The sequence below is a fragment of the Novipirellula caenicola genome (assembly GCF_039545035.1).
Lineage (GTDB): Bacteria > Planctomycetota > Planctomycetia > Pirellulales > Pirellulaceae > Novipirellula > Novipirellula caenicola.
In genome coordinates this window covers 149,337-176,141 of sequence record NZ_BAABRO010000005.1, presented here as the reverse complement: position 1 = coordinate 176,141, position 26,805 = coordinate 149,337, and the positions used below count along the sequence as shown (strand labels likewise).

Sequence of the window (26,805 nt, the reverse complement as noted above, 5' to 3'; positions counted from 1 at the left end):
GAATCTGTATTCAAAGGGCGTCATGAGGACTCTTCACACCCCCCTTATACTCCGCCGCGTGCGAGCCCTGAGGTCGAAAAATTGGAAATTTTCAGAGGGACTCTTCACGGTCCGTTGCCGTCTGAGTCACAATGAGGGGGCGGTTGGCGATCCCGCGTTGTCGCTGAATCGGTTAAATTGTCTCACGAAAACGCTCTCCTCGACCTCTAGCCTTCTACTAGTCCATGTTGCCCATGCCCCACTCGCAAATAAAACGTCGCTCAAGATTGGCCCCTTTCAGCCGATGGATCGGAATGGCCATTGTCTCGGTTTGTACAACCTGCTCGATCGGATCGGCGGCCGAGACGCCAGAGTCCTCGGCCCATCCCAACGTTATTGTCGTGATGGCCGACGATCTTGGGATTGGCGACGTTTCGCCGACCAATCCCGACTGCAAAATCAAAACTCCGCATCTGCAACAGATGGCAGACGAGGGGCTGACGTTTCTCGATGCTCACACCCCCAGCAGCGTCTGCACTCCGACTCGATATGGTTTGCTTACAGGACGCTACAACTGGCGTTCGCGACTCGCACGCGGCGTGCTCAGCGGTACCAGCGAGCACTTGATTCCCGCCGACCGCCCCACGCTTGGGCATCTGATGCAAGCAGCGGGGTATCACACCGCGATGATTGGCAAGTGGCATCTCGGTTGGGATTGGCACAAGGATGGCGAGCAGATTGATTTTACGAAGCCGGTGAAGAACGGTCCCGATATCAACGGTTTCGATCAGTATTATGGTCACTGCGGGTCGCTAGACATGCCGCCTTATGTTTGGGTCGACACCGGTCGTGTGACGGCACAACCCGATCGCGAGGAAGGCGTCACGAAGAAGCAGGATGCATACGGTTGGTACCGCAACGGTCCGATCAGTCCTGATTTCAAAATCGATGAAGTGCTGCCTCATCTGTTCGACAAATCGATGACGTATGTCAAAGAGCGAGCGGCGGATGCCAAAGCGGGCAAACCGTTCTTTCTGTACCTGCCGCTACCCGCACCTCACACGCCGATCGTTCCTGTCCCGCCGTATAAGGACGCCAGCGGGATGAATCCGTATGCCGACTTTGTCATGCAAGTCGATGCCCACATGGGGCAGCTATTCGCCGCAATCAAAGAAGCCGGGCTCGACGACAACACGCTCGTGATTTTCACCAGTGACAACGGATGTTCACCCGAGGCGAACTTTAGAGTGCTGAAGGAACATGGGCATAACCCCAGTGGAAGGTATCGTGGGCATAAAGCCGACATCTACGAAGGCGGCCATCGGGTTCCCTTTATCGCCCGTTGGCCAGAGCGTATCGAGGGAGGGCGTACCACCGATGCACTGGCGTGTTTGACCGATGTGTATGCGACACTCGAGGCAATTACGGGACAAGAAAAGCAGGCTCTTGGGGGTGAAGACGGCTTCAGCTTGTTGCCGGTGTTCAAGGGAGCCGAGACTTCCGGGCGTCGGACCCTGATCAGTCATTCGATCGGCGGATTTTTCGCCATTCGCGAGGGATCATGGAAGCTTTGTTTGTCGGGCGGCAGTGGCGGATGGAGTGCTCCGAATGAAGGTGCAGCCAAAAAGCAGGGATTGCCGCCGATGCAGCTATTTGATCTCGACGCGGATCCGGGTGAGCGGAATAATCTGGTAGCCCAGCATCCTGAAAAAGTACAGTCGCTACTGCGTCTTCTGCAGGTCGAAGTCCAATGTGGACGCTGTACCGAAGGGGAGCTGTTGAAGAACGATCGCGATGTCCAATTCCTTCCCGACGGCGTCAAGACAGCTGGCGACCGTAGGTAAGCACGCCAGCGGGTGTATTTCGGCATATTTGTCTGCGTCACTAGCGGTCGGCACAATGGTCAACTGATGACTTGTGAAAATGTCGATTGCTATCTCAACTTTAAGACCTTCTTCCTGTGTTCCGCAAGTCTATGGTTAGTGATTTTTGAGACTTCATTTCCAAGTCATCAGGAGTGTTGGTGCAACTAAAGTCGGTGCCCATTCCGTGAGTTCGTATTGACGTGCATGGTATTGATCCTGCCGTACGAACAAAGCAAAATCAGAACGGGGCCACAAAACTTGCGAAAATTCCAACTTTGGAGCGTGCAGATACTCAGGAATGCTAGTTCCCGCGGGTAGTCCTAGAAATGGCATCGCTAGCAATTTGAGGTGAGGGATCTTAAGTAGAATTTCCAGGTCTTCTGATCCATGCATATTCGCGAAGGCCCAATAAACTTTTTCAAGATTTGGAAGCCTCGAAAGCTTCAATGCGACACTAGCTGTGTCGACGTTGTTCCCTGATAATACGATTTCTTTTAATCGAGGTGCCATAGGAGCGGTTGCTCCAGGCGAACGTAAATTCGCGAGGTGTATTCTTTCCAGCGTACGATGGTGGTCAAACGACTGGACGCCGCTTTCGTCAAGCCGTGATTGGTTAAGGATAAGATTTTTCAAGGTGGCCGAGGCTGCTAAGTAGTTTATGCTACCGTCCCCAAGATCGCATCCTTGTGCAATCAATGTTTCTAACTGTGGCAAGTTGCCAATAGCCTGCCAATCGGCGTTTGACAGGTTGCAATAGGAGATATCTAAGTATTTCAACTTTTGGAGTGCTTCAACCTGTTTCGCAATGCAATTTTGGGGAAGATCGCAACTTGATACTCGCAACTGCTCAAGCCTCGCTCCGTTGAAGAGAATCGCTAAGTCATCTTCTTCGATTGATCGCAGTCCCGCAATATCGAGAGTAGTCAGGTTTGGTTGACGCGCAAGATTCCTCAGCTGAGCAGACTTCGAAAGTGAGGACGGTGCGACAAACGTTTTTAGCTCTACTCCAAAATCGGCATTTTTTAGAAACAGGTAGGTCAGGTTTTTTCCATCCAAGCCAAGATGCTCAAGTTTGCTCAGCCGAAAACTGGTTTGCTCATCAGATGCTCGTATTGCCTGTCCATTGATAACAAGTGAATTTAACTCGGGTAGCGAAGTTAGAGCATCAAGTAGACCATGCGCATTTGTGGGTCCTTGAAAGTCAATTTTCAATGTTTGTAGGTTCGAGAATTGCTTTATGCTAGCGAAGTAATCGCTGGGGCTACAGGTAAAGCTCAAGTGCTTGATCTGAATGGTTCGAGAGCCTAGTGCGCGACTAAGGTCTTCGATACTGATATCGGGAGTATTAAGGTCGATTAGGCTGACAGTCTTAAGAGATTGAAGCTCCGGCAGAACCGTTAGAATCTTGTCCCTTGAAACTTCATTGCCAATATGTAGAGCGAAATTAGTTCCGCGATCAACGGAATGCATGTTCAGATGCAACGCTCTAAGCTTTTCCATAGACTGTAATTCCTGCCGAATAGATGCACTTTCCGCTTCGATATCTTGCTTTTGGCGTTTCAAAGAAGATGTCTGATTATTTAAGCGAGTTTGAGCAGCTTCTAGACTCTTTTTGCTATTCGAGAGCTCGAGTGCTTCTCTCTTGATTGAGAGTTCTCGTTGGTCCAATGCCCCTTCTTGTTGCTCAAGTTTCTGCTCTTTTGCATCTAGAACCCCATTTCGCACAAGAGTGCAGGAGTTAAAAACGGAAAATCCATTGGTGAACACTAGGCTCACAATGAAAAGAATGACAGACGGGTTTTTCCAAGAAGTCTTTGCTTGGAGGCTATCGGCGTCATCTGGCTGCATTTCATCAATTTCTGGTATGTCGTTCAACTTTTATGCAATCGATTTGGTGATTAGAAAAGAGGTTGAATGTTTTGGCTAAGTTCCGTTCCGGTCATGTCGCGAAATCAGGAAACTATTCAGAGGTTTTTGCCAGGGAAAACTGCATTCGCATCTTTCGTGTCAACGAGGTGTAGTTTTACGCGAAATGCAATCGTTGCGTTGGCAGATCGTAAATGGCAGGGGCTCAACGCTGTTCTAATTTTGTTTCGTAACGTCAGGTTGTATCAAGGGGAAGAGTATTTCACTACTAGAAAGATGCGTTTTACACTACTGGTGCAGTGAATTGATGTGCGAGTGAGTGCAATCGGTTGCGTAAAGTTGCTTTTCGGATCTGGTAATGAGCGATGCCACGTGGCCGAATCGATTGCTTGTACGGGGCCACGACGCAACTGATAAGTCTAGAATTAGCAACTCTTAGAAAACGACTAAGAACCAGTTTGATCCAAAAATGCTCGTTTTAAGCTTACGGCGATAGCGACGCCTATTCACGGAAATCGCGTGGCCGGGAACACGCGAATGACACCTGTTCCCGTCTGCGAACAGTATCGAGGTCGATGCATTCGTTCCGGTAAATGCTGGGCGTGCTGTGCTTCAGAGAGAAACTTGGCGAATGGCTTTCGCATGATGAAGTACGGTATAGCAAAGCGTGGCTAGCTATTGCTAAATATCAACTTAGCGGCACAAGGCGAGTGATTCAGCTACCTGAATTAAGCGGATAGGCGATATTTCAGTCTATACGCCTTCGCTGCAGAGATGTATCGGCGGAACACAAGAATCAAGACGTTGTGACCGCAGGGGCAAGCCCGAAGCGGAGTACTGCTTTGAATAACTTCTTTTCGGAGTTGCCATTTGTTTCCTCCGCCGAGACAGGCTCGACGGAAAGATGTTGCGCGTTTCTAGATTTCTAAAGCTGACATTGTTCGGGCGAGGCTCCTTGCCGCTACGAATGTAGTTGACATTGACTATTAAGCACCGGGGAGTGCATGAGAATTTGTTTTAGGCCGGAGGCCGACACATTTCCGCATTCGATGTATCGGCCTCCGGCCTAAGTCGGACGCTCTATTGAGCATCCCGGCTCACGAAATCAACAAGTCACTAGCAACGGCTCCGGAAGTTAAGCGGTGCTAACGCTAGAATCAGGATCGATCATGCTAGAAGCCCCATGCCGAGTTCCTTAGCGCACGCAGATGACGGCGTTGCCCACGCGTAATAGGAAGGCGTCGTCGGTGACGGCGACGCCGTACAGCGTCGGTTTGCTAAACATCGCCGCGGCGCGTTGACGCTCTTCGCTCGTTTCTTCGGCCAACTTGGCTTCCGGCGGCAACGTGTCGTCGTTCCAAGTCGTGTTCTCGGCCAAGATTTTGAACTCACGGCCGGCGGCCAAGACGGTGACCAGTCCGTCCTTGCCAAAGAAATAGACGCGGTTTCCCACGCCGAAAGGCGTCGCCCAACTCGATTGTTTGATTCGCTCGGTGTAGACCTCTTCGCCCGTGGTGACATCAAAACAGTAAACAACGCCTGAACGATTGATCCAGTAAGCCAACCCCTCATGCACGATCGGCGATGCCCAGGTGGGCGTCGCTTTAGCGGCTGTCCATTTTCGGGTCGCTGTCCAAGTGTCACCATCGCGAGTGACTTGCATCAAGCCATTGGAATCGGCTGCTGATCCCGCATTCTCGCCGTTGCGACCGGGTGAGGCGCCAATCAGAAAACGTCCGCCGCCTATATCAATCGGCGTCGTCGATGTGTTGCCTCCGACGTCTTTGAATGTCCACAGTAATTTTCCGGTTTTGGGGTCGTAGCCATCGACGGTGCCAGCCGAGCTGACGACGACTTGCGGTTCCCCCTCGACTTCGATGATGGCCGGCGAGCTCCAACTGCGGCGTGGTTCTCGCGACGCCATCCACAGCGTTTTGCCGCTTTGTTTATCGATCGCCAACAGACTGCTCGGTCCATCATGTTCCAGCAAAACAAACAGCGCCGATTCGGTTTGGCATGGCGATGCCCCCAAACCGAACTCGGCAATAAAGGGGCCTTCGTCTTTCGCCAGCGTTCGTGTCCACAGTTCTTTGCCCGCGTGGTCGTAGGCAACGCAGTCGCCGCTTTCAAAGACCGCGATCACGCGATGTTCATCAACCACCGGCGTGGGGGCAGCCCGGCTGATGTAATAGCTGTTCTTTTCCGGCGCCGAGTTTTCGATTTGTTTGTGCCAAAGTTCACTTCCGTCGGTGGTGTTCAAACAGACGACGTGGTAGGTGTTTTTCTCGGGACCTTCGACACTGGTTACAAATGCTCGGTCGTCCCAGACCACCGGGCTCGATTGGCCGTGCCCAGGGATTGGGGCTAGCCAAACGATATTCTCGCTGGGTGACCAAGACAGCGGCAATGCGTTGGCGTCACGTGGTTCCGATCCGGCACCAAGAAACGCCGGCCAAGCGTCCGGCGTGCTGGTCGAAAGTCCAATCCAAATGGCAAGAAAGTAAAGCATGGTGAGTTGGTTTCAGGAGAGGGGAAAGTTCGAAACGGAGTGGGGTTGTCATTCGGCTTCGTCAGCCGGAGCGTATTCGACGTCAATCACAAGATTGTTTGTGGTGGGGCGTACTTCGACCAGGATATCCGAAGTGTTGAAGTCGCGATATTTGGAATGCAAAATTGATTTGGGCAGCAGTCCGGGACGCTCGACTCCGGTGCCAATCACTGTGTCGGCGATCACGACCACTCGGTGGGTGCCCGCGACTGCACCATCGTCGATCTGGTAGGTGCCAAGAAAGAAACTGCCGTCGGGTGCGATCTCACCAGTAGCGGTGATCGGGTTGGGGACTCCCGTAATTTCAAATTCGATTGTCCCTTCGCGAAGCAATTTGCCATCGGGAAATCGCACAACACCATAGACCGGATAAGTCGCGGACTCTCTCGACGAGCAACCAAGAATGGAGAGTGTCGCTAACAGCTGAAAAACGCAAAAAGCACGCAACATCATCTATCGGTTCCATGAAAGTTGGGACGCCAGTACCGCTGAGGCCATTGATTGTAGAACGATTGTCGGCGTTGGTTTACCCGGACGAAGAACATTTCAAAGTATTGGGAAACCATGGTCATTGCGAGACAGACGTGTATTACCGGCGGAATGCGGTCAACAAAACGTCAAGGTCCCACTTAGCGATCGAACAGCATCGACCAGGAAAATCGTAGATCCGCTCGGTGTTTTTCAATTTCACGATTTAGCTTGTTCACAATTTGATCGTTCTGGTTTTCGATAAATCGTTGGACAATGATCTCTTGCATGATTTCGCCCCAGACTTCGGCCGCATCACCACCGATTTTACTGACCCGATCGATCTCGAAGGACGCCAGGGTCAACTTGGCGCCTTCGATTGCCGGTTGTGCCACAACGGCAGGAGGGATTTCGCTGTAATCCAGATACAGTCCGATCGTCGAAGTTAACTGCAGTTGCACTCGCATCCGCCCGGTGACAGTGACGCTGTAGAGTTTGATGCCCAGATTCCAACGTTCCACTTTAGCAGTGAACTGCATCGGGGTTTCCGTGACGGAATCGATTCGCCATCGATCTTCGTCCGTAAGCGTTGCCGAATTGATTTTAGTGGTGGCGGCATTCGCAGCGTTTGCCTCGGGCAGCTTGATTTCGTAGCGAATCCATCGTCCGTGGTTTACTTCTTTGAACCGTCGATGCGTTTTGAGTTTCAGCCCATCGAATTTGGCTCGGACACCGGCCCACACTTCCTTTGTTTCGCCCCAGTCCTTGTCGCCTTGGTAGATCGCAGGAACTTCTTGCATCGCTCGAGTGGCAAGCCATTGCAGCGACTCTTTGGCTTGAGTTTCTGAAACCGAGAGGACCTTCGGGGCGATGTTTTCCTGCGCCGTTGTTGGCTGTGAAATTGTTGGCTGTGAAATTGTTGGCTGTGCAATTGTTGGCTGTGCAATTGTTGGCTGTGCAATGGATTGCTGTGCACTTGCGTCACCTGCCATCACGTTCACAGCGATCGTGGCGAGGACGGCGATGAGAAGCGTCGGCCCTCGTCCAAGCCGCGTTCCCTGCGGCTCGGAGCAGACGTTGGCTCGACACGCTAACCCTGCTTGGTTAGTGCGCCGGGGTGATGTTAGCGGTAGACGACACAGAAGTAGACGCCATCGCGACCGGTGGCCATCGCGGCGCCGGCGACTCGCATGCGTGGATCGTTTGTAAAGCAAGCCGATACTCCTGAGGGCGAATAGGAACTCGACCATCCTACCCCTTCGTACCTGCCAGGAGCAAACGATCCTGGAGGATGATTCTTCAGGCCTTGCGAGGCCATCAGTGCGGCACGTCGCTCGGCAACCGCTTGCAACTGCGGATCAAAGCCGAGTGTTCCAATTCCGTTGCGAGCACGCTGGGCGTTCAGCGTTGCCAACACGTTGGACGTCCCACCACTGGGGGCAATCGTCGATGTTGGAATCGTACTGGAATACGATTGCCCAGGCACAGATTGAATTTGTGCCGACTCGATTTGCCCTGGCAACGATTGGATTTCCGTGGGGTTTGTCCACGAAGTTTGCGTGACCGACGCAGGCGGGGTGGTGTGCGAGTGCACCTTTCCGCACTTCGGGCACACGTATTGGTTGGACGCCAGTACCACGGTGTTGGCGGCCGCGTTGGTTGCCAACATTGCACTGGCGGTCATCAGTCCAGCCAAAGCCACAGACAGCATTCGAAGCATACTACTTCCCTTTTCTACGAACCAAGAACTTTCATTTGACGAGAGTCGTTGGCCGAACGAGAAAGTGGCACGGTCTTGGTGTTCGATACGAGCGTGCCCAGAATCTCAGCCAATCAACGAGCCAACGAAAATGCAAACTTTGCCGATTGGGCGAAAGGGGGGCGTAGGGTCGAAGGGGCGAGTTTCACCAGAGTTTTATTTTTGTAGATATGTTAAATCGTCTGCCACACACGATTTACAACAGCGAGATGCGGCGGAGAAATCGCTCGGCAAGGTAGAGAAGGCTCGCAAGATAGGAAGAATGCGTGTGCTAGCATCCTTTAATGCAGTAGGTCCAGCGGAGGGTGCCAGATGAGTCGGCCGCAGCGGGACGGATCAGCGTTCGGTCACCTTCGACGCTCAGTTCAGAACCGTCGCCGGGCTCAATTTTGAACCGCGGGTTCGTGTGGTAGGTGCTGCCCAGAAACTCGGGCGTCTGTTTACAGCGACAGGCGAAATCAAAGAAAAGCGTGGGCTCGGTGGCCGATTCCTGCCAATGCACACTGACGCTCCAGTGGCTGACGCCAGCGGATCCGACACCCAGCAGTGCATCACCGACCGGTAGCGATTCGAGCGAAAGTTGTTGGATCGGCGGTGAGCAAGGCCACGCTTGGTCGGCCGTGCCGTTGACGCTGGCCATCACAGCGTTTTCGTCGCTGGATGCTTCGCCGCCGAGGATCTGGTGAACGAAGCGGTCTTCGCACCAACGGAATTCGACTCGCAGCGATCCATCGGGGGACGTCAGGGCAAGAGGAGCGGAGGTCACGCCGTCACCTCATTTCCAGTCGGCAGGCTGGAAAACGCCGACAACAATTTCAGGCCGTCCGCTTGGCTTTTTTCGGGGTGAAACTGAGTCGCGAACAGGTTGTCTCGCCAAACCATCGCACAGAACGGACCGCCGTAATCACACGTCAGTGCGACCACCGCTGGATCCGCCGGACGCACGTAATACGAGTGAACGAAATAGAAGTGGGCTTCGGGGCTGATGTCCTTCAGCAGCGGTGGTTCGGTTTGGTGCGTTACCGTGTTCCAGCCCATGTGGGGCACTTTGTAGGACGACGGTAATTCAAATCGAACCACGTCTCCCTTCAACACGCCAAGTCCCTCGTGTTCACCGTGCTCGAAACCCCGTTCAAACAGCAGTTGCAGCCCCAGACAGATGCCAAGGAACGGCTTTCCGGAATCGATAAAATCGCGGATCGGGCCGGCCAAATCGCGGCGACGGATCTCGGTCATCGCATCCCCAAAGGCTCCGACACCCGGCAGGATCAGCTTCTCTGCGTTAGCGATTTCTTGAGGATCGGAACTGATTCGTGCAGAGCCCCCGACACGTTCAATTCCTTTTTGAACGCTGCGGAGGTTTCCCATCTGATAGTCAACAATGGTGATCATCGTGGTACAGGCAATGACTTTTGGAAGAAATGTGAAAGAACCGTGCGAAAATAGGCGTGCTCGACAATATCGGTGAGGACGTATTCTCGCAACCTGTGGTTCACATTCCTAAGCGACCGCGTGGTAGAGTGCACGTGCTTTTTCGGGGTCCAGCGGGACGGGGTTGAACGTCCCGGTCCACTGTTGGAGTGCTTCTTCGGCCAACGCTTCGATCTCGGACGATGGGATCGACAACTGTTCAAATGACGTGGCCAGCCCCGCGTCACGAAGCCACTCGGTGACCTTGTCGGCCAACCGTGCAGGAGCGTTTTCGTTGGAGGCGGTTGGGTCGATCTCTCGCAGCAGTTCCGCATACCAATCGGGATGATCCAGCCCGTTCAGCCGAATTACCGCCGGCAACATCAATCCGACGGCTTGCCCATGCGTGATGTCATGCCGAGCGGTCAGCGGATTTGCGGTCGCATGGGCGGCACCGAGCATCGAGGTTTCGATAGCCATGCCGGCAAAGTGGGCCCCGAGCTGCATTTGGCTGCGTGCCTCGCGATCATTCGGATCGGCCAAAACCCGCGAAAAACCTTGTGCCAACAGTCCAAACGCGCGTCGCGAATAGGTCGTCGACATCGGATTGCGACGTTTGGTCACGTAGGTTTCGATCGCGTGCGAGATCGCATCGATCCCCGTCAATGCGGTCACCGATCGGGGCTGGGTCATGGTCAAATCGGGGTCCAGGATCGCGATTCGGCAAGCCGCTCGAGGGTCGCCGCACGGCATTTTGACATGCGTTTTGGCGTCGCTGATCAGCGCAAACGATTGAGCTTCGCTGCCGGTGCCCGAGGTGGTTGGGATGGCGATCATTGGCAATAGATCGGTGGTCGCTCGGCCAACCCCCTGGTAATCGTGAATCGTCCCGCCGCATGAATAAACGAAATTGATTCCTTTACAGCAATCCATACTGCTGCCACCGCCGAGCCCAATCAGCAGGTCGGGTTTGACCTTGGCCGCGTGACGGACTCCGGCGTCGACCATGTCCGAGGTGGGGTTTTCGGCGAAATCGTGAAACGATTCGACCTTCAAACCGCTCGCTTCAAGCGAGGCGACGGCGTGTTCGAAATGGCCTGCTTTGATCAATCCAGCGTCGCTGACGACCATCACGCTTTTAGGGCGGAATTCGCTCGCTAATTCGCCGAGTCGTGAGAGCGTTCCTGCGCCAAAAACCACACGCGTTCGGCTTTGGGTGTCAAAAGGCTGCATTGCAGGCTCGAAAATGGGGTGGGAGGACGGCAAAAAGGTGGGCTGTCGATCGCAAATCGAACGTTGTACCGTGTTTACATCATATCTTGGCGACCCAGCAAGGGAACCTGCACGGTGATGTTTCAATGACGCCGAAATCGCCGCCTTTTAAAAATGGACAAAACCTCGCTCGATCCACTCACCCTGATTCAACCGTCAAAACGCCGATTGGTTTCGCCTCATCAAGTCGCACGCCGCTATTGATCCGACCAGACGGCAAATTCGTTGCCGCTTGGTTCGGTGAACTGGAATCGGCGTCCACCGGGAAATGAAAAGATCGGCTTAAGAATCGTCCCGCCAGCCGATTCGACCTTGGTCTGCGTTTCTTCGAGCTTCTGACTATAGAAAACCAGCAGTGCTGAGCCATTGGCGGTCGTGGCGGCTTGATCTGATTGAAAGAAGCCGCCGTCGAGTCCCTCGTCCGCAAACGAACTGTACTGCGGGCCGTAATCCACAAACGTCCAACCAAACGCTTTGCCAAAAAACGCCTTGGTGGCCGCAAGGTCTTTGCAGGGGAATTCGACGTAGTTCAATTTTTCGTGTTGATGCATCTTCGTGGTCTCAGGTGCTATTCGTAGATTGGGAAAAAAGTATTGAACGCAGCTTCACAGAAATCACCCGGATCGTTGAAACGACGATGACGGTCCATCGCATCGATCGTTTTCATTTCGGCGTCGCTTAACTGGAAATCAAACAGGGCGATGTTCTCTTTCAATCGCTCGGTCTTTGATGTTTTGGGCACGATCGCGGTACCACGCTGGATTCCCCAACGCAACACGACTTGCGCCGGGGTTCGATCGTGATGTGACGCGATCTCTTTGATTTTGTTTTGCTCGATCACCGCTTCTCCCGACTCGGCCATGTTCAGTTGGAAATACGACTGAGCCCCAAGCGGTGAAAACGCGGTCACCGCGATCTCGGACTCGCGGCAAAATCGCAGCAATTTTTGTTGAGTCAGGTACGGGTGCAATTCGACTTGCAGCATCGCCGGTGGCGTATCGCTTTGGTTCATCAATTCTCGGATCAGTGCAATATTAAAATTGCAAACACCGATCTCGCGAACCAAGCCCGCGGAAACCAATTCGGTCATTGCTTGCCAGGTTTCGATCAGCGGCACATGGTCCGGTTCCATCTTTGGCGATTCCGCGTTTGGGTCCGCGAACCAACCTGGCGGATAATGCTGGTCAAACGGGACAAACTGCTGCGAGATCGGAAAGTGGATCAGATACAAGTCGAGGTAGTCGAGTTGCAAATCGGCGAGTGTCTTTTCGAGCGCGGGACGCACATGTTCGGGGCGATGGTAGGTGTTCCACAGCTTTGAAGTGATCCAAAGATCCTCACGCGTGACTTTGCCATCACGCATTGCTTGACTCAGTCCGTTGCCCGCTTCGACTTCGTTGCCATAGTCACAGGCGGAATCGAAATGTCGGTAGCCGCAATCGATCGCTGCTTGCACCACCTCAGCGGTTTCGGCTTGGTCGATCTTCCAAAGTCCAAGTCCGATCTTAGGGACGGAGCGTCCGCTTTTTAATTGGATTGATTCCATGATGTTTCCGTAGATTCGCGTGGCAGGGCTTTAAGACAGGCGTGACGTGGTTCGCACAATCTAGCGGAGGCTCGAAGGACAATCCACCATCGCCCCCCGCTCAGCGAGTATCGATCCCGTAGTGGACGTGGCTACAAGTCCCCTCACGCATCCCGATCGTCCCAGACGTTTCCTGTCTCAGCGGACGGGATCTTTAGCAAGATCCACTACGCACTCCTTGTAGTGGACGTGGCTACACGTCCCTTTACGCATCCCGATCGTCCCAGACGTTTCCCGTCTCAGCGGCCGGGATCTTTAGCAAGATCCACGACGCACCCTTGTAGTGGACGTGGCTACACGTCCCTTCGCACATCCCGATCGTCCCAGCCGTTCCCCGTTTCAGCGGTCAGGATCTTTAGCAAGATCCACGACGCATCCCTGTAGTGGACGTGGCTACACGTCCCTGCACGCACCCCGATCGTCCCAGCCGTTTCCCGTTTCATCGGTCGGGATCTTTAGCAGAATCCACGACGCACCCCTGTAGTGGACGTGGCTACACGTCCCTTCGCACATCCCAATCGTCCCAGACGTTTCCCGTCTCAGCGGCCAGGATCTTTAGCAAGATCCACTACGCACTCCCCTGAACTCCGCATTCTCAGCGTGCTCGTCATCCCGGTCCGCTCTGTCCCACCTGCATCAAGCCTCGTTTACGAAGGAACGAGATCACGTGGTCGAACCGATCCCAAAAGTCCGTATCGAACACCCGTAGCTCGGGATAGCCCGGGACAACGCAGCCCGAAAACTTGTACTTGGCGAATTCATCGACATCCACCAACCCAGCACGCTCGGGATTTCGAGCGATGTACTCGCACGCGTTACGGAATTCTTCCTCACGTCGTTCGTCTTCTTTGAAGACATGATCGTAACTTTGATCTTGTAGCTGAAAACCAATTCGTTTCAGCGAATCATTGACCGTTTTTCTAAAATGCTTCATCGCGAGCAACTGATCGCTCCCCGAGCAAAGTCCCATCCACACCATGTGGAAATGATCGGGCATCAGGCAAAAAATGGGACACACCAATCCGTAGCGAAACACGGTATGCGTCATGAGTTCGCGAAAACGATAGAGAAACGAGACGGAAAGCCATCCTTGGCGACGTTCGAGAATCGTGACGGACCAATGGACCGCTGCATCCGCTTGATAGTAGTGAGCCGCAAGCCGATGCAAGTGATCGCGTTTGGACATTGCAATGGTCTTCTTTTGAGCCGTAGGCGAAGCGATACGTTCGTAACTTGCATCATAGAATTTTTTCTGGCGTCAATTGAAGGATCTTTGACAAAATCTCTACGAATATTCGTCGTGAGCGTGGCCACTATTCGTCGTGGACGTGGCTACACGTCCCTCTGGGTGTCCAACTGCCGAGACGTTTTTCCTGCATCGGTGGCGGTTGGGATCTTTAGCAAGATCCACTACGGCGGAGCGTAGTGGACGTGGCTACACGTTCTGCTGGGTATCCAACTGCCGGGACGTTTTTCCTCCGTGTCGGTGGCGGTCGGGATCTTTAGCAAGATCCACTACGGAGGGTCGTCGTGGACGTGGCTACACGTCCTGCTGGGTATCCAACTGCCGGAACGTTTTTCTCCGCGTCGGTGGCGGTTGGGATCTTTAGCAAGATCCACTACGAGGGGTCGTAGTGGACGTGGCTACACGTCCCGCTGGGTATCCAATTGCCGGAACGTTTTTCCCCGTGTCGGTGGCGGCCGGGATCTTTAGCAAGATCCACTACGAGGGGTCGTCGAGGACGTGGCTACACGTCCCTCTGGGTGTCCAACTGCCGAGACGTTTTTCCTTGCAGTGGGAGTCTTGCAAGTTCAATCCTAGGTCAACGATTTACGCATCATTACACGAACGGGGGCAAAGCCCAGATGCTCAAAAACCTGGATGGACGGCTCGTTATCGACCCAGATTGTCGTATCAATCTCCTTGGTCTCTCGCTGCTCGAACCATTTTCTTGCCGCTTCCCAAAGCCTGCGGCCGATCCCTTGTTGCCGCCAATCGGCGGCGACATACCAGTCTTCGACAAAACCGTAATTGCGAGCTTGGATCGGCGTGATCGGTCGATTCGGACGCGACCTTATCCATTGATGGATCCAACCACGCAAATCTCGTTTTGATCGGCCACCGTTCCGCCGCATATGACGTACGCTGATATAGCCGACAATCGTCTGATCGCATTGACACACAAAGATTGCGGATTCGTGTTGCTTAAGTTTTTTTGAAACCAGTGTCGACCAGTCAAAGCCTTCGATGATTTCAAAGTGGGGTGATAATTGTTGCTGGTATTCGGCCTGATCTCGAAACAAGCCCGCCAACTCTGCGGTGTCGCCATCGACCGCGGTCCGTACGTCGATTCGGTGCGAATGGGGTTTGGAGTTCAGCAACTCAGCTCCACCAGTTTTGTGGTCGACAATTCTTCAGCGAACGCAACAACATACTGTAGGATCTCCGCGTCGCCCACGTCGAACTCGCTCTGAAGTTGGCAGCAGACTTCGCCCAAGGTGAGTCCGTCGGAAAGCAGCTGCCAAATGCGGGCGGCTGTTTCATTCAGCCCATAATAGGCATGTGTTTCCAGATGTAACAACACGGCTTCGCCGTCATGCAGTTGCGTGAACAGGGTGTCGTTGTGCGGTACAACTTTAGTGCTGGTATCAATCGTCATCGTCGTGTCCATCGAGGCGGGGAGGTCTGCTCGGATCAAAAATTTTCCCAATCACTGGCTACCGTAGGGCAAGTTGCCAAACATTGGGCTCCGTCGATCGAAGCCAGTCCAATTTTGAATAATATCGTGAGCAGTACCAGCATGGAAAATAGTCGGTTTCATCGAATTGCCCGCTGGCGTGATGCCGCATTTTCGTTTCGCGAAAAACATCGTTCTCGGCGACTAACCGCCGGTAAGCTTCACCGAATGTGATCTCAGCGAGGTTTCCGATCACATCTCTCTGGGTTTTCGGGGAACCATGCCCTGACAAATGACAGCACTTCGTCAGGTTGCCGTGACAATCCACGTTGACCTCCTGCATCTGCAGCGGTGCGCATGGAAACAAGGAATCGGTAAAGTAGCCCGGTCCCATCGCAATGGCGATTGCCGAGTTACGTTGCAGGTCCGCGATTTCCGCTTCCACCCGTTTTCGCTCCTCCGATGAAAGATCCTGACCATCAGCCGTGGTGATTGGGGAATGCATTAAGTGGCCGAAGCGAACCCCGCGGCTGCCCAGATGAGCGGCAAGTTCAGCTAGTTCTGCAACCTCGTGCTGATTGTTGCGGGTCACCACCATGTTGATCGAAAACGGAATGTCTTTGAACATACAGATGCTGGCGGCTTGCATGACGCGGCGAAATGAGTTCTTGCCGCGGAGCTTGTCATGCGATGACTCCGTTGCACCATCCACGCTAAAGGTAACAACATTCAAATGGTCGCGATGCTCAAGTAAGACTGGATACACCATTTTGAAGTTCTGGCCGTTGGTGACCATGCCAAACTGAAAACCGGCTTGCGATGTGCGAGCCAGAGCGTCGGCGAAATGGCGGTACACCGTGGGATCGCCACCGGTGAAGGCGATGAAGTCAAAGCCAAGCAGACCGGCTTCGGCCAATACGTGATCGAGAATCGCGAGTGGCAAATCGGTGTTTCCACCATGCCGTCCCGAGAAGCAATGTTGGCAGCTCAAGTTGCAACGGTTGGTCAATTCGATCACGATTCGCGGCATACTCTTACGCCTCCGTTGAATTTTGGATCAAGTCGTCGACTCGCTCAGGACACGCGATCACGTCCCGGCCGGCGATCATACGGAATGCCCGGGACTGGGCCACCAGACGATTGAGGATCTGAAGTTGCCGTCCCGCCTCTTCGTGGCTGGTCATGATTCCCGCACTGAATTGAATTAACTCATTCACCGCCTCGCACGGACCGAGAGGGATTAAACGGCTATCCGATCGGTTGCCGATAATCGGAAATAGCAGCAAATTGGGTCGGCAATCTGTCACCGGAACGGACGTGTTGCTGTTTAGCTGCATGATCCACTTCTCACCAATCCGGTCCCGGCAATGAAGCAACTGCTGGAATCTTTCGGCCGTCTGAGGCGTGCAACCCAGACCACGATTTATGCCGAGGGCGTCAATTCCTTCGAGACCCTCCCGCAACACGACCACATCATCGGACAAGTAGCTCCAGCCTTGTTGTATCAGACTCAGTCCCAACGTCGTCTTTCCGGATCCGGAGCGTCCGGCGATGAGACAGCCTTGTCCCGCTCGGGCAATTCCCCCTGCATGCAGGGCGAATCGCTGATGGCGGCGGATCAGCATCACGAGTGCCAGCAGCAGGAATCGCCGCTGCTGGTCCGAGGGCAAGAAAAAGAAGGATTCCTGGAGGTCTCCGTGTCCAACACCATCAGTCGTGTTGATGTGAAGTCTTGCACCTCGGCAGTCGAGCACAAAGCCGCTTTCAAGACGCGCTACGCGAAGCCCGCTCGCATCGCAAAGCAGTTTTGCATCTGCCCCAAAGTTGACTCCACGCTCCGACGAAAAATGGATCCGAAGCAACGCAGCATGTTGGGCGGGATCTGCTGCTGAGACGACAAACAGTTCTCGCCACAAACGGTGTAGTTTCTCGGATTGCTGCGGGGCGTCATGCTCGATCGCGATCCGAACACCACCCACTTCGAACCTCGGGTGCACTGTGGCGGTTTCTGTGTCCGTATGTGCGGAGGTGCTGTTCGGGGCATTTAGCCGATTATCGAGCGTGACTGAGGATTTCACCAACGAAGCCTCAGGGAGAGAACGCACCGAAGAACCCGGTCAACTCAGTCACTTCGCCATGTTTGACCAATTTTGGCGGCGTAAAGGTCAACTTTGGTTTCTCGAACGGCGGCTTCACCAATGCGTCGCTTGGCGAGTCATCGGTGCTTTGAGAATTCTGAGGTTTCGACAACTCTTTCATAAGGTCGTTCCAGTTTGTCAATGAATCACGGATGAAATTGTCATGCGACGCACTGTGCGATCACATTGCCATTCTTTTGCAACGGAACAAAACGTTCCAAATCACTCGTTCTGCCAATCACGACACCGCCGTCGGATTCGACCCAAGCGTGGGCTCGAAACTCTCCGTCGATTCGGGCAACGCCAATCTGCATCCGAGATGGTAGGCGATGATGTTGTAGCAAGCGGGAAACAACCAACGCGCGAGTCAAACAGGTATGGTATGGCACGTAATCCGATGCAATCGCTACCGCGCGAGCGACACTTTTTGCGTCGACTCGGCCACGGTTAATCGGCCGACATTGTCTGCGGTACGAAGCTCGTAGCGTCCGTGTTGGGAATAAACGAAGAGAGACGCCATCAGCAACCAACCAAAAGATTGCCTGTAACAGTAGCTTGCGTCGATCCGGCGGTATCCTGAAAAATCTCACCCCAAACCTACAATCATTTTGGTGGACGCGATTTGTTGATGCAGCTAGTCTAGCCTTCACCGGAGAGCGAGGCAAACAAAGTCGGTGAAGAATCGACGTGCAACTTGTTTGTTAGCACGGTGCGGATGTGCACTAGCTCTCGGTTTGCTTAACGCTGGTCTGCCGGACCAACTGAAGCAACGAATCGCCCGCGACGATAACGTGCGCGGCTTAGCCGACGAATTACTCTGGACTTTTTTTCAGAGGACCAGTGGCCGCTATGGTGTATGCGTTTACACCGATGCTTTATCCGAGGCGACTGCCGACTCGCTTGCGATTTCTGTACCACGTGTTTCGACCGTTTCGTCGGATCTATGTCTATCGCAATCCCCGACACATGATCGTCCAATTGCTGAGGTTCTTCGGATTGTCGTAGTGGGCTTTCGCCTTATCGAGTGACAATTGCTGGTATCCGTGTGAATGTGCAATACGAGTCGCACCGGTGCAACGAGGGATTTGGCTGTACAAATTGGCACGAAGTGTGACTGGATAGCCCAATATTGTCGAACGTGGCGAGGCGTAGATGCAAAGAGAAGTTCTTGCATTCGAAATTCTCGTGAAAATGCTTGGGTTTTTATTGATTTGCCGACGAACCGCTATAGAAAGCAGAAAAGCGAAGGCGGGGGGTAAGTATTGGTGATGAGATCTCGATAGTGCGGCTGGCACGGACGTAAGCTGGATTAGCAAGGGCCGTCGATGCAAGGATGTCTGGGGGACTCTGCGACCGAAACGAATCAAAACAAACGTTTTGATAGAACGCCTTCTCATTGACTAGCGGACCGATTTATCGGATCGCTACCGAAGCTATTGATTCCGGGAGTCGCGATCATGTCGAAGCGTCGTTCCACGCAGCGGAAGCGAAGTCAAAACGTGAATCGGAAGCGTCGCTTGATACTCGAGCGGCTCGAAGCCCGCTGGTTGTTGGCGGCCGGTTTGCTCGACACCAGCGGCGACGGATCGGTCACCGCACTGGACGCCCTGTTGATCATCAACGCGCTGGACCGACGGACCGCAGATTCATCGTCATCCGGAGCGTCGCTAGCACAACGGCAAGGACAATTCGATATCAATGGCGACGGTGTCGTCACCGCCTTTGATGCTTTGTTGGTGATCAACTCATTGCCAACGCAAAAAATGCAAGTCGCGTCCGTTTCAACCGTTACGCCAAACGACGTCATCTCGACGACACCGACTGTGATTGCGGCATCTACCGCTGCAGCCGACCCGTTCGAGGTCGACGCAAATACACCTTACGTTCCGGTCGTTGTGAATTCGTTCTTGGATGACAATTTGACGAGCAGGTTTTCTCATCACGGAGGTCCGAACGGTCACCATCATGGCCCCGAAATCGATCCACCCGACGATTTGGGGCCGTTTCCAATCGTCGCGACCTTTACCAATTCCAGCAAGCAACGGCTGATCAACCCCATCGTCCAGGTACGGCGGCTCGATGGTCCAAGCTGTTCACCGGATCCCTGCAAAGTGGACGACGGACCGGCAAACCCATTGGATCCGTACATCGAAGATGAAGCCAAACAATCCGAGAATGCAAGCGAATTGCACAACCCCGGAGGTGACACCGATACGAACCGGGGCGTCGATGCTCAGTTTCGTCCCGCCCGAGTTGGTGGACTGAGCGACGGCTACCTTGATCCAGGCGAGTCATTTGAGTTCATCGTCAATGTCGATGTGCGACAGCATCTGCCGGAGCGATTTTTCTTTGAGGTTGATGTGATTGCCGGCGTTACGGAGACGCCGGTTTGTGCCGTTTGTCACGCGGTGCCGGGAGTCGAGAATGACACAGGGAAACCCTCCGTCTTTCTGCACAATGGGGAGTACCGCTACACCACGGTCGATTTGGAGATTCCAGGCCGCGGGTTCAATTGGCGTTTTGAGCGGACTTATCGTAGCGACGTTAGTCTCGATGGGCCCTTGGGGCATAACTGGGACCATAACTACAACCGCCGTTTGCACCAAGTGAGTGCAGCGAACGAGCGTGTCGTGCAGTTCAGTTTCCCGGACGCGAAAGCGGGCGACGTGGTGATCTTTGAAGGAGAAAACCGCTCTGACATCTACGTCCAGAATCCCGATGGCTCCTTCAATTCGCCGCGTGGCTACTACACCAATTTGGTCGAAAATCCGGGCGATGGCAGCTTCAGCGAACGTCGCCAGGATGGCACGGTCATTACTTACGACACGCCCGATGCCGACGGCATTGCACGGATGACATCCTGGTCCGATCGCAACGACAACACGATGACCTTCCAGTACAACGGCGACGGATTGTTGCAGCGCGTCGTGGACACGCTCGGCCGCCCCATCGACTACTTCTATAACGCCGACAACCGCTTAATCGAAGTTCGTGACTTCTTTGATCGCAGCATCCTTTTTGAATACGATGACAACGATGATCTGGTCGCCGTCACGTCGCCCGCGGTCACCGAGACTCCGACCGGCAACGACTTTGAAAATGGAAAGACGGAAATATATGAATACTCGTCGGGCTTCGATTTCCCGCTGCTAAACCACGACCTGTTGTCCGTGACGGCACCGAACGAAGTTGCCAGCGGTGGACCGCCTCGCATCCAACTCGAATACGAAACCAGCCTTCGTTCGGGGAATGTCGGCCAAGTCATTCAGCAAACCTTGGGCGGAACCAATGATTCGGGCGTGCCGGCGGGAGGAACGATCGAGTACGTGTACGAAGGCATTGGTGTGCCGGCTTCGCCCGACGATGTGACCACGCCTGTTTGGCAAACCACGGTGACCGACCGCAATGGAAACGAGACCGAGTATCAGTTCAACCAGTTGAACAACATTCTCAGCGTCAAGGAGTTTACCAACCGCGATATCCGGTCCAATGATCCTGAATTCTTTGAAACGCGGTTTGACTGGAACGGTGACTACGAACCAGCGGGAACGACGTTCCACGAAGGGAACACCACCGAGCAAACTTATGATGTCGCCAATCTTGATCGATTCCAGCAAGGCAACCTGACAACCTCGGTTCAAACGGCTGATGCTCGCGGCGGTGACCAGGATAGCATCGTCAGCACAAACACGTTTGAGCCGATCTACAACCAGATCCGTACGAGCACCGACGCACGTGGAAATGACGACTTGTTCGTTCCGCCGATTCCGCTCGCGGGAGAGCCCAGTCCCAATCCCGGTCGCTACACCACGACTTATGCATTTGATTACCAAGAAGGAAACAACTTGGCTGGATTGGCCGCCGAGTTAGGTATCACGATCCCCGAGGTCCAACAACGTCTCAATGACGCCGGAATCGTGATGAATTTGGGGGATGTCAATGGTGACGGGATCACCAATCAGATCAACGGCAACGTGATTCGCATCGAATACCCGACCGTCAACCATATCCCCGGATCCAATCAAGCACTTCTGGAAGGAGATACCGCGCAGGAGATTGTCGAGCTATACGTCTACAACGCGTTCGGGCAACTGATTGAAATGACCGATCCCGAAGGCAACGTCGACGTCTACGTCTACAACCGCGAAGACGACCCCGATGGCGATGGCACGCTGAGCGATCCGCCAGCCGACGGCCGCCTGCTCGACACCACGACCGGCGGCTATTTGAAGGAAACGATCCGCGATACCGAGATGAATCCGCTGCGAAATTCAGGCACGGATCCCGAGATCACGGAAATCAGGATGCAGTATTCGTATGACCCCGTCGGGAACGTGACTCGCGAGGTCGACGGTCGAGGGATTGTCACCGACTACGCTGTTAATCAATTAAATCAAGTCGTGCAAATCACTCGTGCCGCTGCGCATGATGGATTTGCTCCTGATCCGCCCGATCCCGCCGAGCCTTTGGATCTCACCGATTTTGCTTATCTCGAAAACGTCTTCTACGACTTCAATGACAACGTCGTGTTGCGGCAAGTCGAAGACCGAGGCAATACGTCAAACGTCGACGGCAATCTTCCGCTGGAAGATTTGCCGGCATTGATCAGTGGCCAGACGGGACAATCGAGCGGACGCAATGGCACGAACACCTTGAATGATACAACTCAGACATGGGCGGTTAACCAGTTCGTCGGCCAATTGGTGCGAATTACGGGCGGCGCGGGCGCGGGGCAGGTCCTCCGAATTGTCTCCAATTCGGCAACACAACTGGTTTTGGACTCACGCTGGCGTGCCCGTCCCAATTCCCGGTCGACATATGTGATCCTGCCTGATCCCGATCCATTCGGCGATACCGCATTTGTCGACTCGCTGATGAAGTATGACATTTTGGACAACCAAATCGAGATGCTTGAGGAGGTTACCGGCGGTGCGGATCCTCATGCTTTGCGGACTCGCTATCGCTACGATGCGAATGAGAACCAAGTGTTGACGATTCTGCCCGAAGGCAACGCAACGACGGCGATTTATGACGAACGCGATCTGTTGTTCCGGACGACTCGAGGCGCAACCGTGCCTGCCGAACGGTTTCGTGAAAATCCGCGAGGTACGGCAAAGACCTTGCTGGCGCGACTCGATCCCGCCCGCTACGACGTTCGCGGCGGATTCCCGTGTCAGTGCACGACGTTCGTCTATGATGGCAATCGCAACGTCATCGAAACCTCCGATGCCGACGATACCGATTTGTCAGCGGATAATAACTCTGATGTCGGTCCCGGGGATCGCACTCGCTACATTTACGACGGTTTCGATCGCTTGACCAGTGTCATCGACAGCGTCGGTAACCAGACGGTCTATCAATACGACCCGGTCAGCAACGTCGTGCGGACAACGCGTTTTGGACCGGTCGGTGGACCGAGCCCAACCTCGGATGGTCCTGATGACTTGGCGTTTCCTGTTTCAACATTGGGCGTGATCCAAGTCGGCAACTTGGTCAACGATAACCTGTTGGAAACGACCGAGAGTTTGCATGACGAGCTGAACCGCAACTTTCAAACTGATCGCGTGCTGTTTGTGAACACAATTCCAATGGTGAGGGTGCCGGATGTGCAGGACGGTGCGACCGACATCGGCGGTGGTAAACTGACGCCAGGCGACAACGGTGCCATTCCAGGTTTGATTGGAGTTTCCATCATCGGCCGCGTCAGCACCCGTAATGAATACGATCGCAACAGTCGCACCAAATTTCTAGTCGAAGACGACGAGGACACCTATGAATACTTCTATGACGGTGTCGACCGCGTTATCCGCACTCGCGACCCCGAAGGCAACTTGGGCAATACCGCCTATGACGACAATCACAACGTGATCGAAACGCGTGAGATCGACGTCTCGCAGGTGCCGGGGGTGTCGGACGATATCTTTATCACCACCTACTTCTACGACAGCTTGAACCGTGTCCAGCAAACGACGGACAACATCGGCCAGACGATGTTCTACCGCTATGATAGCCGCGATAACCTCGTCGCGATGGCGGATGCTCAAGGACCGCTGACTGGCGAATCGATCGTGCGACGTGCGTTCGCGCCAGGCCCGCTGACGGTCAACGCGATCAACGACTTTGGAAACGTCACACGGTACCTCTACGACGGGATCAATCGTCAAACACTTCAAGAAGTTGTTTTAACGGACCTGCTTGCGTCGACGGGCGAAACCTTCTCGGGTGATGGCGAGCACGTCGGCGCATCGATCTTTGGCGTCAAAGATGATCCAGCGGTCCCCGGATCGTTCACGCCGCCACCGGATGACGACCCGATCGATGGGCAGGGTGGCGGCGACGGGATCATCCGCACCGGCTATACGTATGACGACAACTCGCTGTTGTCATCGCTGATCGACGACCAGGGGAACGTTACGGTCTATCTCTATGACAATCTGAATCGCCGCGTCAGTGAAACAAAGGGGCTAACCGTCGACTCGCTGTACACCTACGCAAACATTCTCGGGTCGCGAACGGTTGTCACGCCCAGTGCGGCGACGATCAACAGCCCCCGATCGATTTCGCGAACGCTGGTACAAAGACAGTTGTCCGCGGCCGAGTCACGAATTGATGTGATTGCCCCGTTGTTCCAATCGCTGGCCGATCGCGTGGACGACCGTCCGCCGACCACGATCGTTTGGGGCTATGACCCGGACGACAACGTACTGATCCTGGAAGACGAAAACGACAGCGAAGTCTTTACCGACTACGACGCGATCAACCGCTCGATCGCGGTCCGTGTTTTCCGATCCGGGCAACGCGACATTCATCGATTCGATCCGATTTTCAATCCCTTCCCGCGAGGTGATCGCTCGAATCCAACCGACCGACGCAATCCGCCGATCGTGATTGGTACCAATGCTGAGAACTACCAATATGATGGTCTTTCGCGTCTGGTCAACGCGACCGACAACAACGAACCGGAATCAGCCGATGACGACTCGATTATTACCTATGCTTACGATTCACTCAGCCGAGTGATCGAAGAAACGCAGCAGATCGGCCCGCTCGGTGCCGAAGCAATCACGTCGGCTTGGCGAGCCGAGAATCTGCGTTCTTCTCTGACGTATCCCAACGACCGGCAACTCGGTTACACCTATGACGGTTTGGATCGTGTGCAGACGATCGCGGATGTCGGTGCGACAACGGGCATTGTCGACTACGACTACATCGGTGCTTTCCGTGTATTGGTGCGAGCTTATCCACAGAACGACACGCGGATGACGTACTTGAACGACGCCGGCAACTCGGTCGATGGTTACGACGGACTCCGCCGCCCGACCCAACTGCGCCATCTCCGCGGCGACAACTCGCTAATCGTTGGCTTCACGCACGATTACGATCGAATGAACAACAAGTTGAATGAGCAGAAACTGCACGATCCAGTCAACAGCGAAACGTATGCCTACGATTCGACGTATCGTTTGATCAACTTCGACCGGCCGGATGCCGGAGCGATTGATCCGCTGCACAGCGAGTGGGATCTCGACGGCGTCGGCAATTGGGACGAGGTCGATGGACTGGACCGAACGCACAGTTCGTTCAACGAATTGCTCACCGAAAACGGAACGACGTTCGATTACGACGACAACGGGAATCAAACGGTCGATGGCACAAGCGATTTGCGATACGAGTGGGATTACCGCAATCGATTGCGACGAGTCACCGATGCCGACGGTAATCTGGTCGCCACCTATGCGTACGATGCTGCGAACCGCCGCATTCGCAAAGACGTCAGCAACTCCGGGGCTTTAGATGGCACGACCGATTTCTACTACGACGGCTGGCAAGTGCTCGAGGAACGTGACGCCGCCAACGCACTGACACAGCAGTACGTTTACGGCAACTACATCGACGAGCCACTCGTATTGGATCGCAACCTCGGAGGCGATGACACGGCCACCGGCCCCGGGGACCAGCGACTTTTCTATCACCAGAACACGCTGTATTCGGTACATGCCTTGACCGATGCGTCAGCCGATATCCTCGAAGGGTATCAATACGATGCCTACGGACGACAAACCGTCTTTGAACCCGGGGCCAACGGCGTGGTTGATTTTGGTGGGGATGATGTGATTGTGGTTGGGGACGCCAGTAAAGTTGGCAATCCATATTTGGTTGAGGGGCGTCGTTCAGACGCAGAAACAGGACTCTACAACTACCGCAACAGATATCTGCATGTCAGTCAGGGAAGGTTCGTATCACGCGATCCAATTGGAGTTTATGCGGGAGTAAACGAGTATTCATACCTAGCCAATAACCCAGTCCTGTATGTGGATCCATTTGGTCTAAAAGAATGTAAGTGTGGTCCGGATATCACTGCCGTATTTTTGAATGCTTTGAAACGCACTGCGTCGCGAGCGAAAAAGCAACTGACATCAGGTGATCGGGGGATGGTCGATGGGCTTTCATTCCTCGCAAAGAACGGAATTAATATCGACTTTCAGGTTAAACCACATCCTGAGAAAGGGTGCGGCACAGACAGGTGCAAAGGCACGGTGATGCTTGCCGGGAAATGTATCAACTCTTACCAACCAAACAACATTCTCTACGGGTTTGTGTCGAGACTTGTTACATCAGGTATTTCATTCTGGGATATTGTCGCAGGAGCTCAATTCCACGAGTGGAGTGCGCATGGCGGATTGGAATCAACAATCCAAAGATCGTCTTACGCTCTCGGGTGGCAAGTGCATGCAATGCTTGATGAAGGAACGTTGAGCATGTCGGAGAATGAATTTACTAAATGGGTACAGCGTGAAAAATGGTGGACAATGAATACCGTTTCGCTGGGTGAGTTATTTGGGGCAAGTACGTTACTTCAGCGGATCGGGAATTTCGGGCAATTCGATGCGTGTGTGAGCTGCGGATACGTTTCCATGCAATCAGATGTTACTAAGGACTTTTCAGCGTTATCTTGGTTTGCGAACAATGGTGGACAATACGCTGCCCCCTAGAGAAAACAACCAGAAGAAGGGGGCCGCTTAAAAAAAAGGGTCTTTTTGGCGGTTTGAGTGGTGTGCTTTTCGTTTTGGACAGTGGTCTACTTTAGAGTCACAGAAATGCCGCGACGCAATCGAGCTGACGAAGCTGGGAGCATTTACATTGCTCTCAATCGTGGCAACAGTCGACAGACGGTTTTTCGTAAAGACGAAGACTATGAGGCGTTTCTATGCGTGCTTGCCGAAGGCCTGGAGCGGT

Annotated in this window: 20 protein-coding genes; 3 read left to right on the top strand and 17 right to left on the bottom strand. The window is 53.9% G+C overall.

Annotation, left to right across the window (positions count from 1 at the left end; translation table 11 throughout):
• Positions 1 to 293 precede the first annotated feature (293 nt).
• Entirely contained in the window at positions 294 to 1,823 is a 1,530-nt protein-coding gene (locus tag ABEA92_RS12435) for a sulfatase family protein (RefSeq protein ID WP_345684155.1), read from the top strand.
• A 153-nt stretch (positions 1,824 to 1,976) separates the two neighbouring features.
• Here ABEA92_RS12435 and ABEA92_RS12430 read toward each other — a convergent pair whose 3' ends face one another.
• The 15 genes from ABEA92_RS12430 to ABEA92_RS12360 form a co-directional block, all read right to left on the bottom strand.
• The gene (locus ABEA92_RS12430; protein WP_345684154.1) at positions 1,977 to 3,719 is read right to left on the bottom strand and encodes a leucine-rich repeat domain-containing protein; all 1,743 of its coding nucleotides are present in this window, start codon (positions 3,717 to 3,719) and stop codon (positions 1,977 to 1,979) included.
• 1,186 nt (positions 3,720 to 4,905) lie between these two features.
• The gene (locus tag ABEA92_RS12425) at positions 4,906 to 6,219 is read right to left on the bottom strand and encodes an outer membrane protein assembly factor BamB family protein (protein WP_345684153.1); all 1,314 of its coding nucleotides are present in this window, start codon (positions 6,217 to 6,219) and stop codon (positions 4,906 to 4,908) included.
• A 48-nt stretch (positions 6,220 to 6,267) separates the two neighbouring features.
• Positions 6,268 to 6,711: a hypothetical protein gene (locus ABEA92_RS12420; RefSeq protein ID WP_345684152.1), complete on the bottom strand. Its 444-nt coding sequence runs from the start codon at positions 6,709 to 6,711 to the stop codon at positions 6,268 to 6,270.
• Between the two features lie 176 nt (positions 6,712 to 6,887).
• Positions 6,888 to 7,526 carry a hypothetical protein gene (locus ABEA92_RS12415; RefSeq protein WP_345684151.1) on the bottom strand — a complete coding sequence of 213 codons (639 nt, stop codon included), beginning with the start codon at positions 7,524 to 7,526 and terminating at the stop codon, positions 6,888 to 6,890.
• 323 nt (positions 7,527 to 7,849) lie between these two features.
• A complete protein-coding gene (locus ABEA92_RS12410; protein WP_345684150.1) occupies positions 7,850 to 8,446 on the bottom strand; it encodes a CAP domain-containing protein in 597 nt (198 codons plus the stop codon).
• Positions 8,447 to 8,756: 310 nt separating this feature from the next.
• Positions 8,757 to 9,251 (bottom strand): hypothetical protein, encoded by a 495-nt coding sequence (locus ABEA92_RS12405; protein WP_345684149.1) that lies wholly within the window; start codon positions 9,249 to 9,251, stop codon positions 8,757 to 8,759.
• Complete coding sequence (gene hisH, locus ABEA92_RS12400; protein ID WP_345684148.1) at positions 9,248 to 9,877, bottom strand: imidazole glycerol phosphate synthase subunit HisH; 630 nt, start codon at positions 9,875 to 9,877, stop codon at positions 9,248 to 9,250. Before hisH ends, ABEA92_RS12405 begins: the two co-directional genes overlap by 4 nt.
• A 108-nt stretch (positions 9,878 to 9,985) precedes the next feature.
• A complete protein-coding gene (locus tag ABEA92_RS12395; protein ID WP_345684147.1) occupies positions 9,986 to 11,128 on the bottom strand; it encodes an iron-containing alcohol dehydrogenase in 1,143 nt (380 codons plus the stop codon).
• A gap of 236 nt (positions 11,129 to 11,364) precedes the next feature.
• Positions 11,365 to 11,718 (bottom strand): VOC family protein, encoded by a 354-nt coding sequence (locus ABEA92_RS12390; protein ID WP_345684146.1) that lies wholly within the window; start codon positions 11,716 to 11,718, stop codon positions 11,365 to 11,367.
• A 17-nt stretch (positions 11,719 to 11,735) separates the two neighbouring features.
• Positions 11,736 to 12,713, bottom strand: a complete 978-nt coding sequence (locus ABEA92_RS12385) for an aldo/keto reductase (protein WP_345684145.1) — start codon at positions 12,711 to 12,713, stop codon at positions 11,736 to 11,738.
• 646 nt (positions 12,714 to 13,359) lie between these two features.
• Positions 13,360 to 13,938 carry a hypothetical protein gene (locus tag ABEA92_RS12380; protein WP_345684144.1) on the bottom strand — a complete coding sequence of 193 codons (579 nt, stop codon included), beginning with the start codon at positions 13,936 to 13,938 and terminating at the stop codon, positions 13,360 to 13,362.
• A gap of 632 nt (positions 13,939 to 14,570) precedes the next feature.
• On the bottom strand, positions 14,571 to 15,134 hold the full coding sequence (locus ABEA92_RS12375) for a GNAT family N-acetyltransferase (RefSeq protein WP_345684143.1): 564 nt from the start codon (positions 15,132 to 15,134) through the stop codon (positions 14,571 to 14,573).
• Positions 15,128 to 15,412 carry a PqqD family protein gene (locus ABEA92_RS12370; protein ID WP_345684142.1) on the bottom strand — a complete coding sequence of 95 codons (285 nt, stop codon included), beginning with the start codon at positions 15,410 to 15,412 and terminating at the stop codon, positions 15,128 to 15,130. Before ABEA92_RS12370 ends, ABEA92_RS12375 begins: the two co-directional genes overlap by 7 nt.
• A gap of 58 nt (positions 15,413 to 15,470) precedes the next feature.
• Positions 15,471 to 16,460 (bottom strand): radical SAM protein, encoded by a 990-nt coding sequence (locus ABEA92_RS12365; protein ID WP_345684141.1) that lies wholly within the window; start codon positions 16,458 to 16,460, stop codon positions 15,471 to 15,473.
• A gap of 4 nt (positions 16,461 to 16,464) precedes the next feature.
• A complete protein-coding gene (locus tag ABEA92_RS12360; RefSeq protein ID WP_345684140.1) occupies positions 16,465 to 16,647 on the bottom strand; it encodes a hypothetical protein in 183 nt (60 codons plus the stop codon).
• A gap of 150 nt (positions 16,648 to 16,797) precedes the next feature.
• On the opposite strand from ABEA92_RS12360, the gene ABEA92_RS12355 reads away from it, so the two are divergent.
• The gene (locus tag ABEA92_RS12355) at positions 16,798 to 17,322 is read left to right on the top strand and encodes a hypothetical protein (RefSeq protein WP_345684139.1); all 525 of its coding nucleotides are present in this window, start codon (positions 16,798 to 16,800) and stop codon (positions 17,320 to 17,322) included.
• Positions 17,323 to 17,518: 196 nt separating this feature from the next.
• Here ABEA92_RS12355 and ABEA92_RS12350 read toward each other — a convergent pair whose 3' ends face one another.
• Both ABEA92_RS12350 and ABEA92_RS31370 read right to left on the bottom strand, forming a co-directional pair.
• Positions 17,519 to 17,689, bottom strand: a complete 171-nt coding sequence (locus ABEA92_RS12350) for a lasso RiPP family leader peptide-containing protein (RefSeq protein ID WP_345684138.1) — start codon at positions 17,687 to 17,689, stop codon at positions 17,519 to 17,521.
• Positions 17,690 to 17,729: 40 nt separating this feature from the next.
• Entirely contained in the window at positions 17,730 to 18,158 is a 429-nt protein-coding gene (locus tag ABEA92_RS31370) for a lasso peptide biosynthesis B2 protein (RefSeq protein ID WP_425572425.1), read from the bottom strand.
• 867 nt (positions 18,159 to 19,025) lie between these two features.
• Between ABEA92_RS31370 and ABEA92_RS12345 the strand changes: the two genes are divergently transcribed.
• Positions 19,026 to 26,561, top strand: coding sequence for an RHS repeat-associated core domain-containing protein (locus ABEA92_RS12345; protein WP_345684137.1), 7,536 nt, complete (start codon positions 19,026 to 19,028; stop codon positions 26,559 to 26,561).
• The last annotated feature ends 244 nt before the right edge of the window (positions 26,562 to 26,805 follow it).

Coding starts and splice junctions, on each gene's coding strand:
- ABEA92_RS12395 (WP_345684147.1), bottom strand. CDS start 11,128: ATGCAGCCTTTTGACACCCAAAGCCGAACGCGTGTGGTTTTTGGCGCA.
- ABEA92_RS12390 (WP_345684146.1), bottom strand. CDS start 11,718: ATGCATCAACACGAAAAATTGAACTACGTCGAATTCCCCTGCAAAGAC.
- ABEA92_RS12435 (WP_345684155.1), top strand. CDS start 294: ATGGCCATTGTCTCGGTTTGTACAACCTGCTCGATCGGATCGGCGGCC.
- hisH (WP_345684148.1), bottom strand. CDS start 9,877: ATGATCACCATTGTTGACTATCAGATGGGAAACCTCCGCAGCGTTCAA.
- ABEA92_RS12345 (WP_345684137.1), top strand. CDS start 19,026: ATGTCGAAGCGTCGTTCCACGCAGCGGAAGCGAAGTCAAAACGTGAAT.
- ABEA92_RS12365 (WP_345684141.1), bottom strand. CDS start 16,460: ATGCCGCGAATCGTGATCGAATTGACCAACCGTTGCAACTTGAGCTGC.
- ABEA92_RS12370 (WP_345684142.1), bottom strand. CDS start 15,412: ATGACGATTGATACCAGCACTAAAGTTGTACCGCACAACGACACCCTG.
- ABEA92_RS12410 (WP_345684150.1), bottom strand. CDS start 8,446: ATGCTTCGAATGCTGTCTGTGGCTTTGGCTGGACTGATGACCGCCAGT.
- ABEA92_RS12425 (WP_345684153.1), bottom strand. CDS start 6,219: ATGCTTTACTTTCTTGCCATTTGGATTGGACTTTCGACCAGCACGCCG.
- ABEA92_RS12355 (WP_345684139.1), top strand. CDS start 16,798: ATGAAGCAACTGCTGGAATCTTTCGGCCGTCTGAGGCGTGCAACCCAG.
- ABEA92_RS12380 (WP_345684144.1), bottom strand. CDS start 13,938: ATGTCCAAACGCGATCACTTGCATCGGCTTGCGGCTCACTACTATCAA.
- ABEA92_RS12350 (WP_345684138.1), bottom strand. CDS start 17,689: ATGAAAGAGTTGTCGAAACCTCAGAATTCTCAAAGCACCGATGACTCG.
- ABEA92_RS12385 (WP_345684145.1), bottom strand. CDS start 12,713: ATGGAATCAATCCAATTAAAAAGCGGACGCTCCGTCCCTAAGATCGGA.
- ABEA92_RS12420 (WP_345684152.1), bottom strand. CDS start 6,711: ATGATGTTGCGTGCTTTTTGCGTTTTTCAGCTGTTAGCGACACTCTCC.
- ABEA92_RS12415 (WP_345684151.1), bottom strand. CDS start 7,526: ATGCAAGAAGTTCCTGCGATCTACCAAGGCGACAAGGACTGGGGCGAA.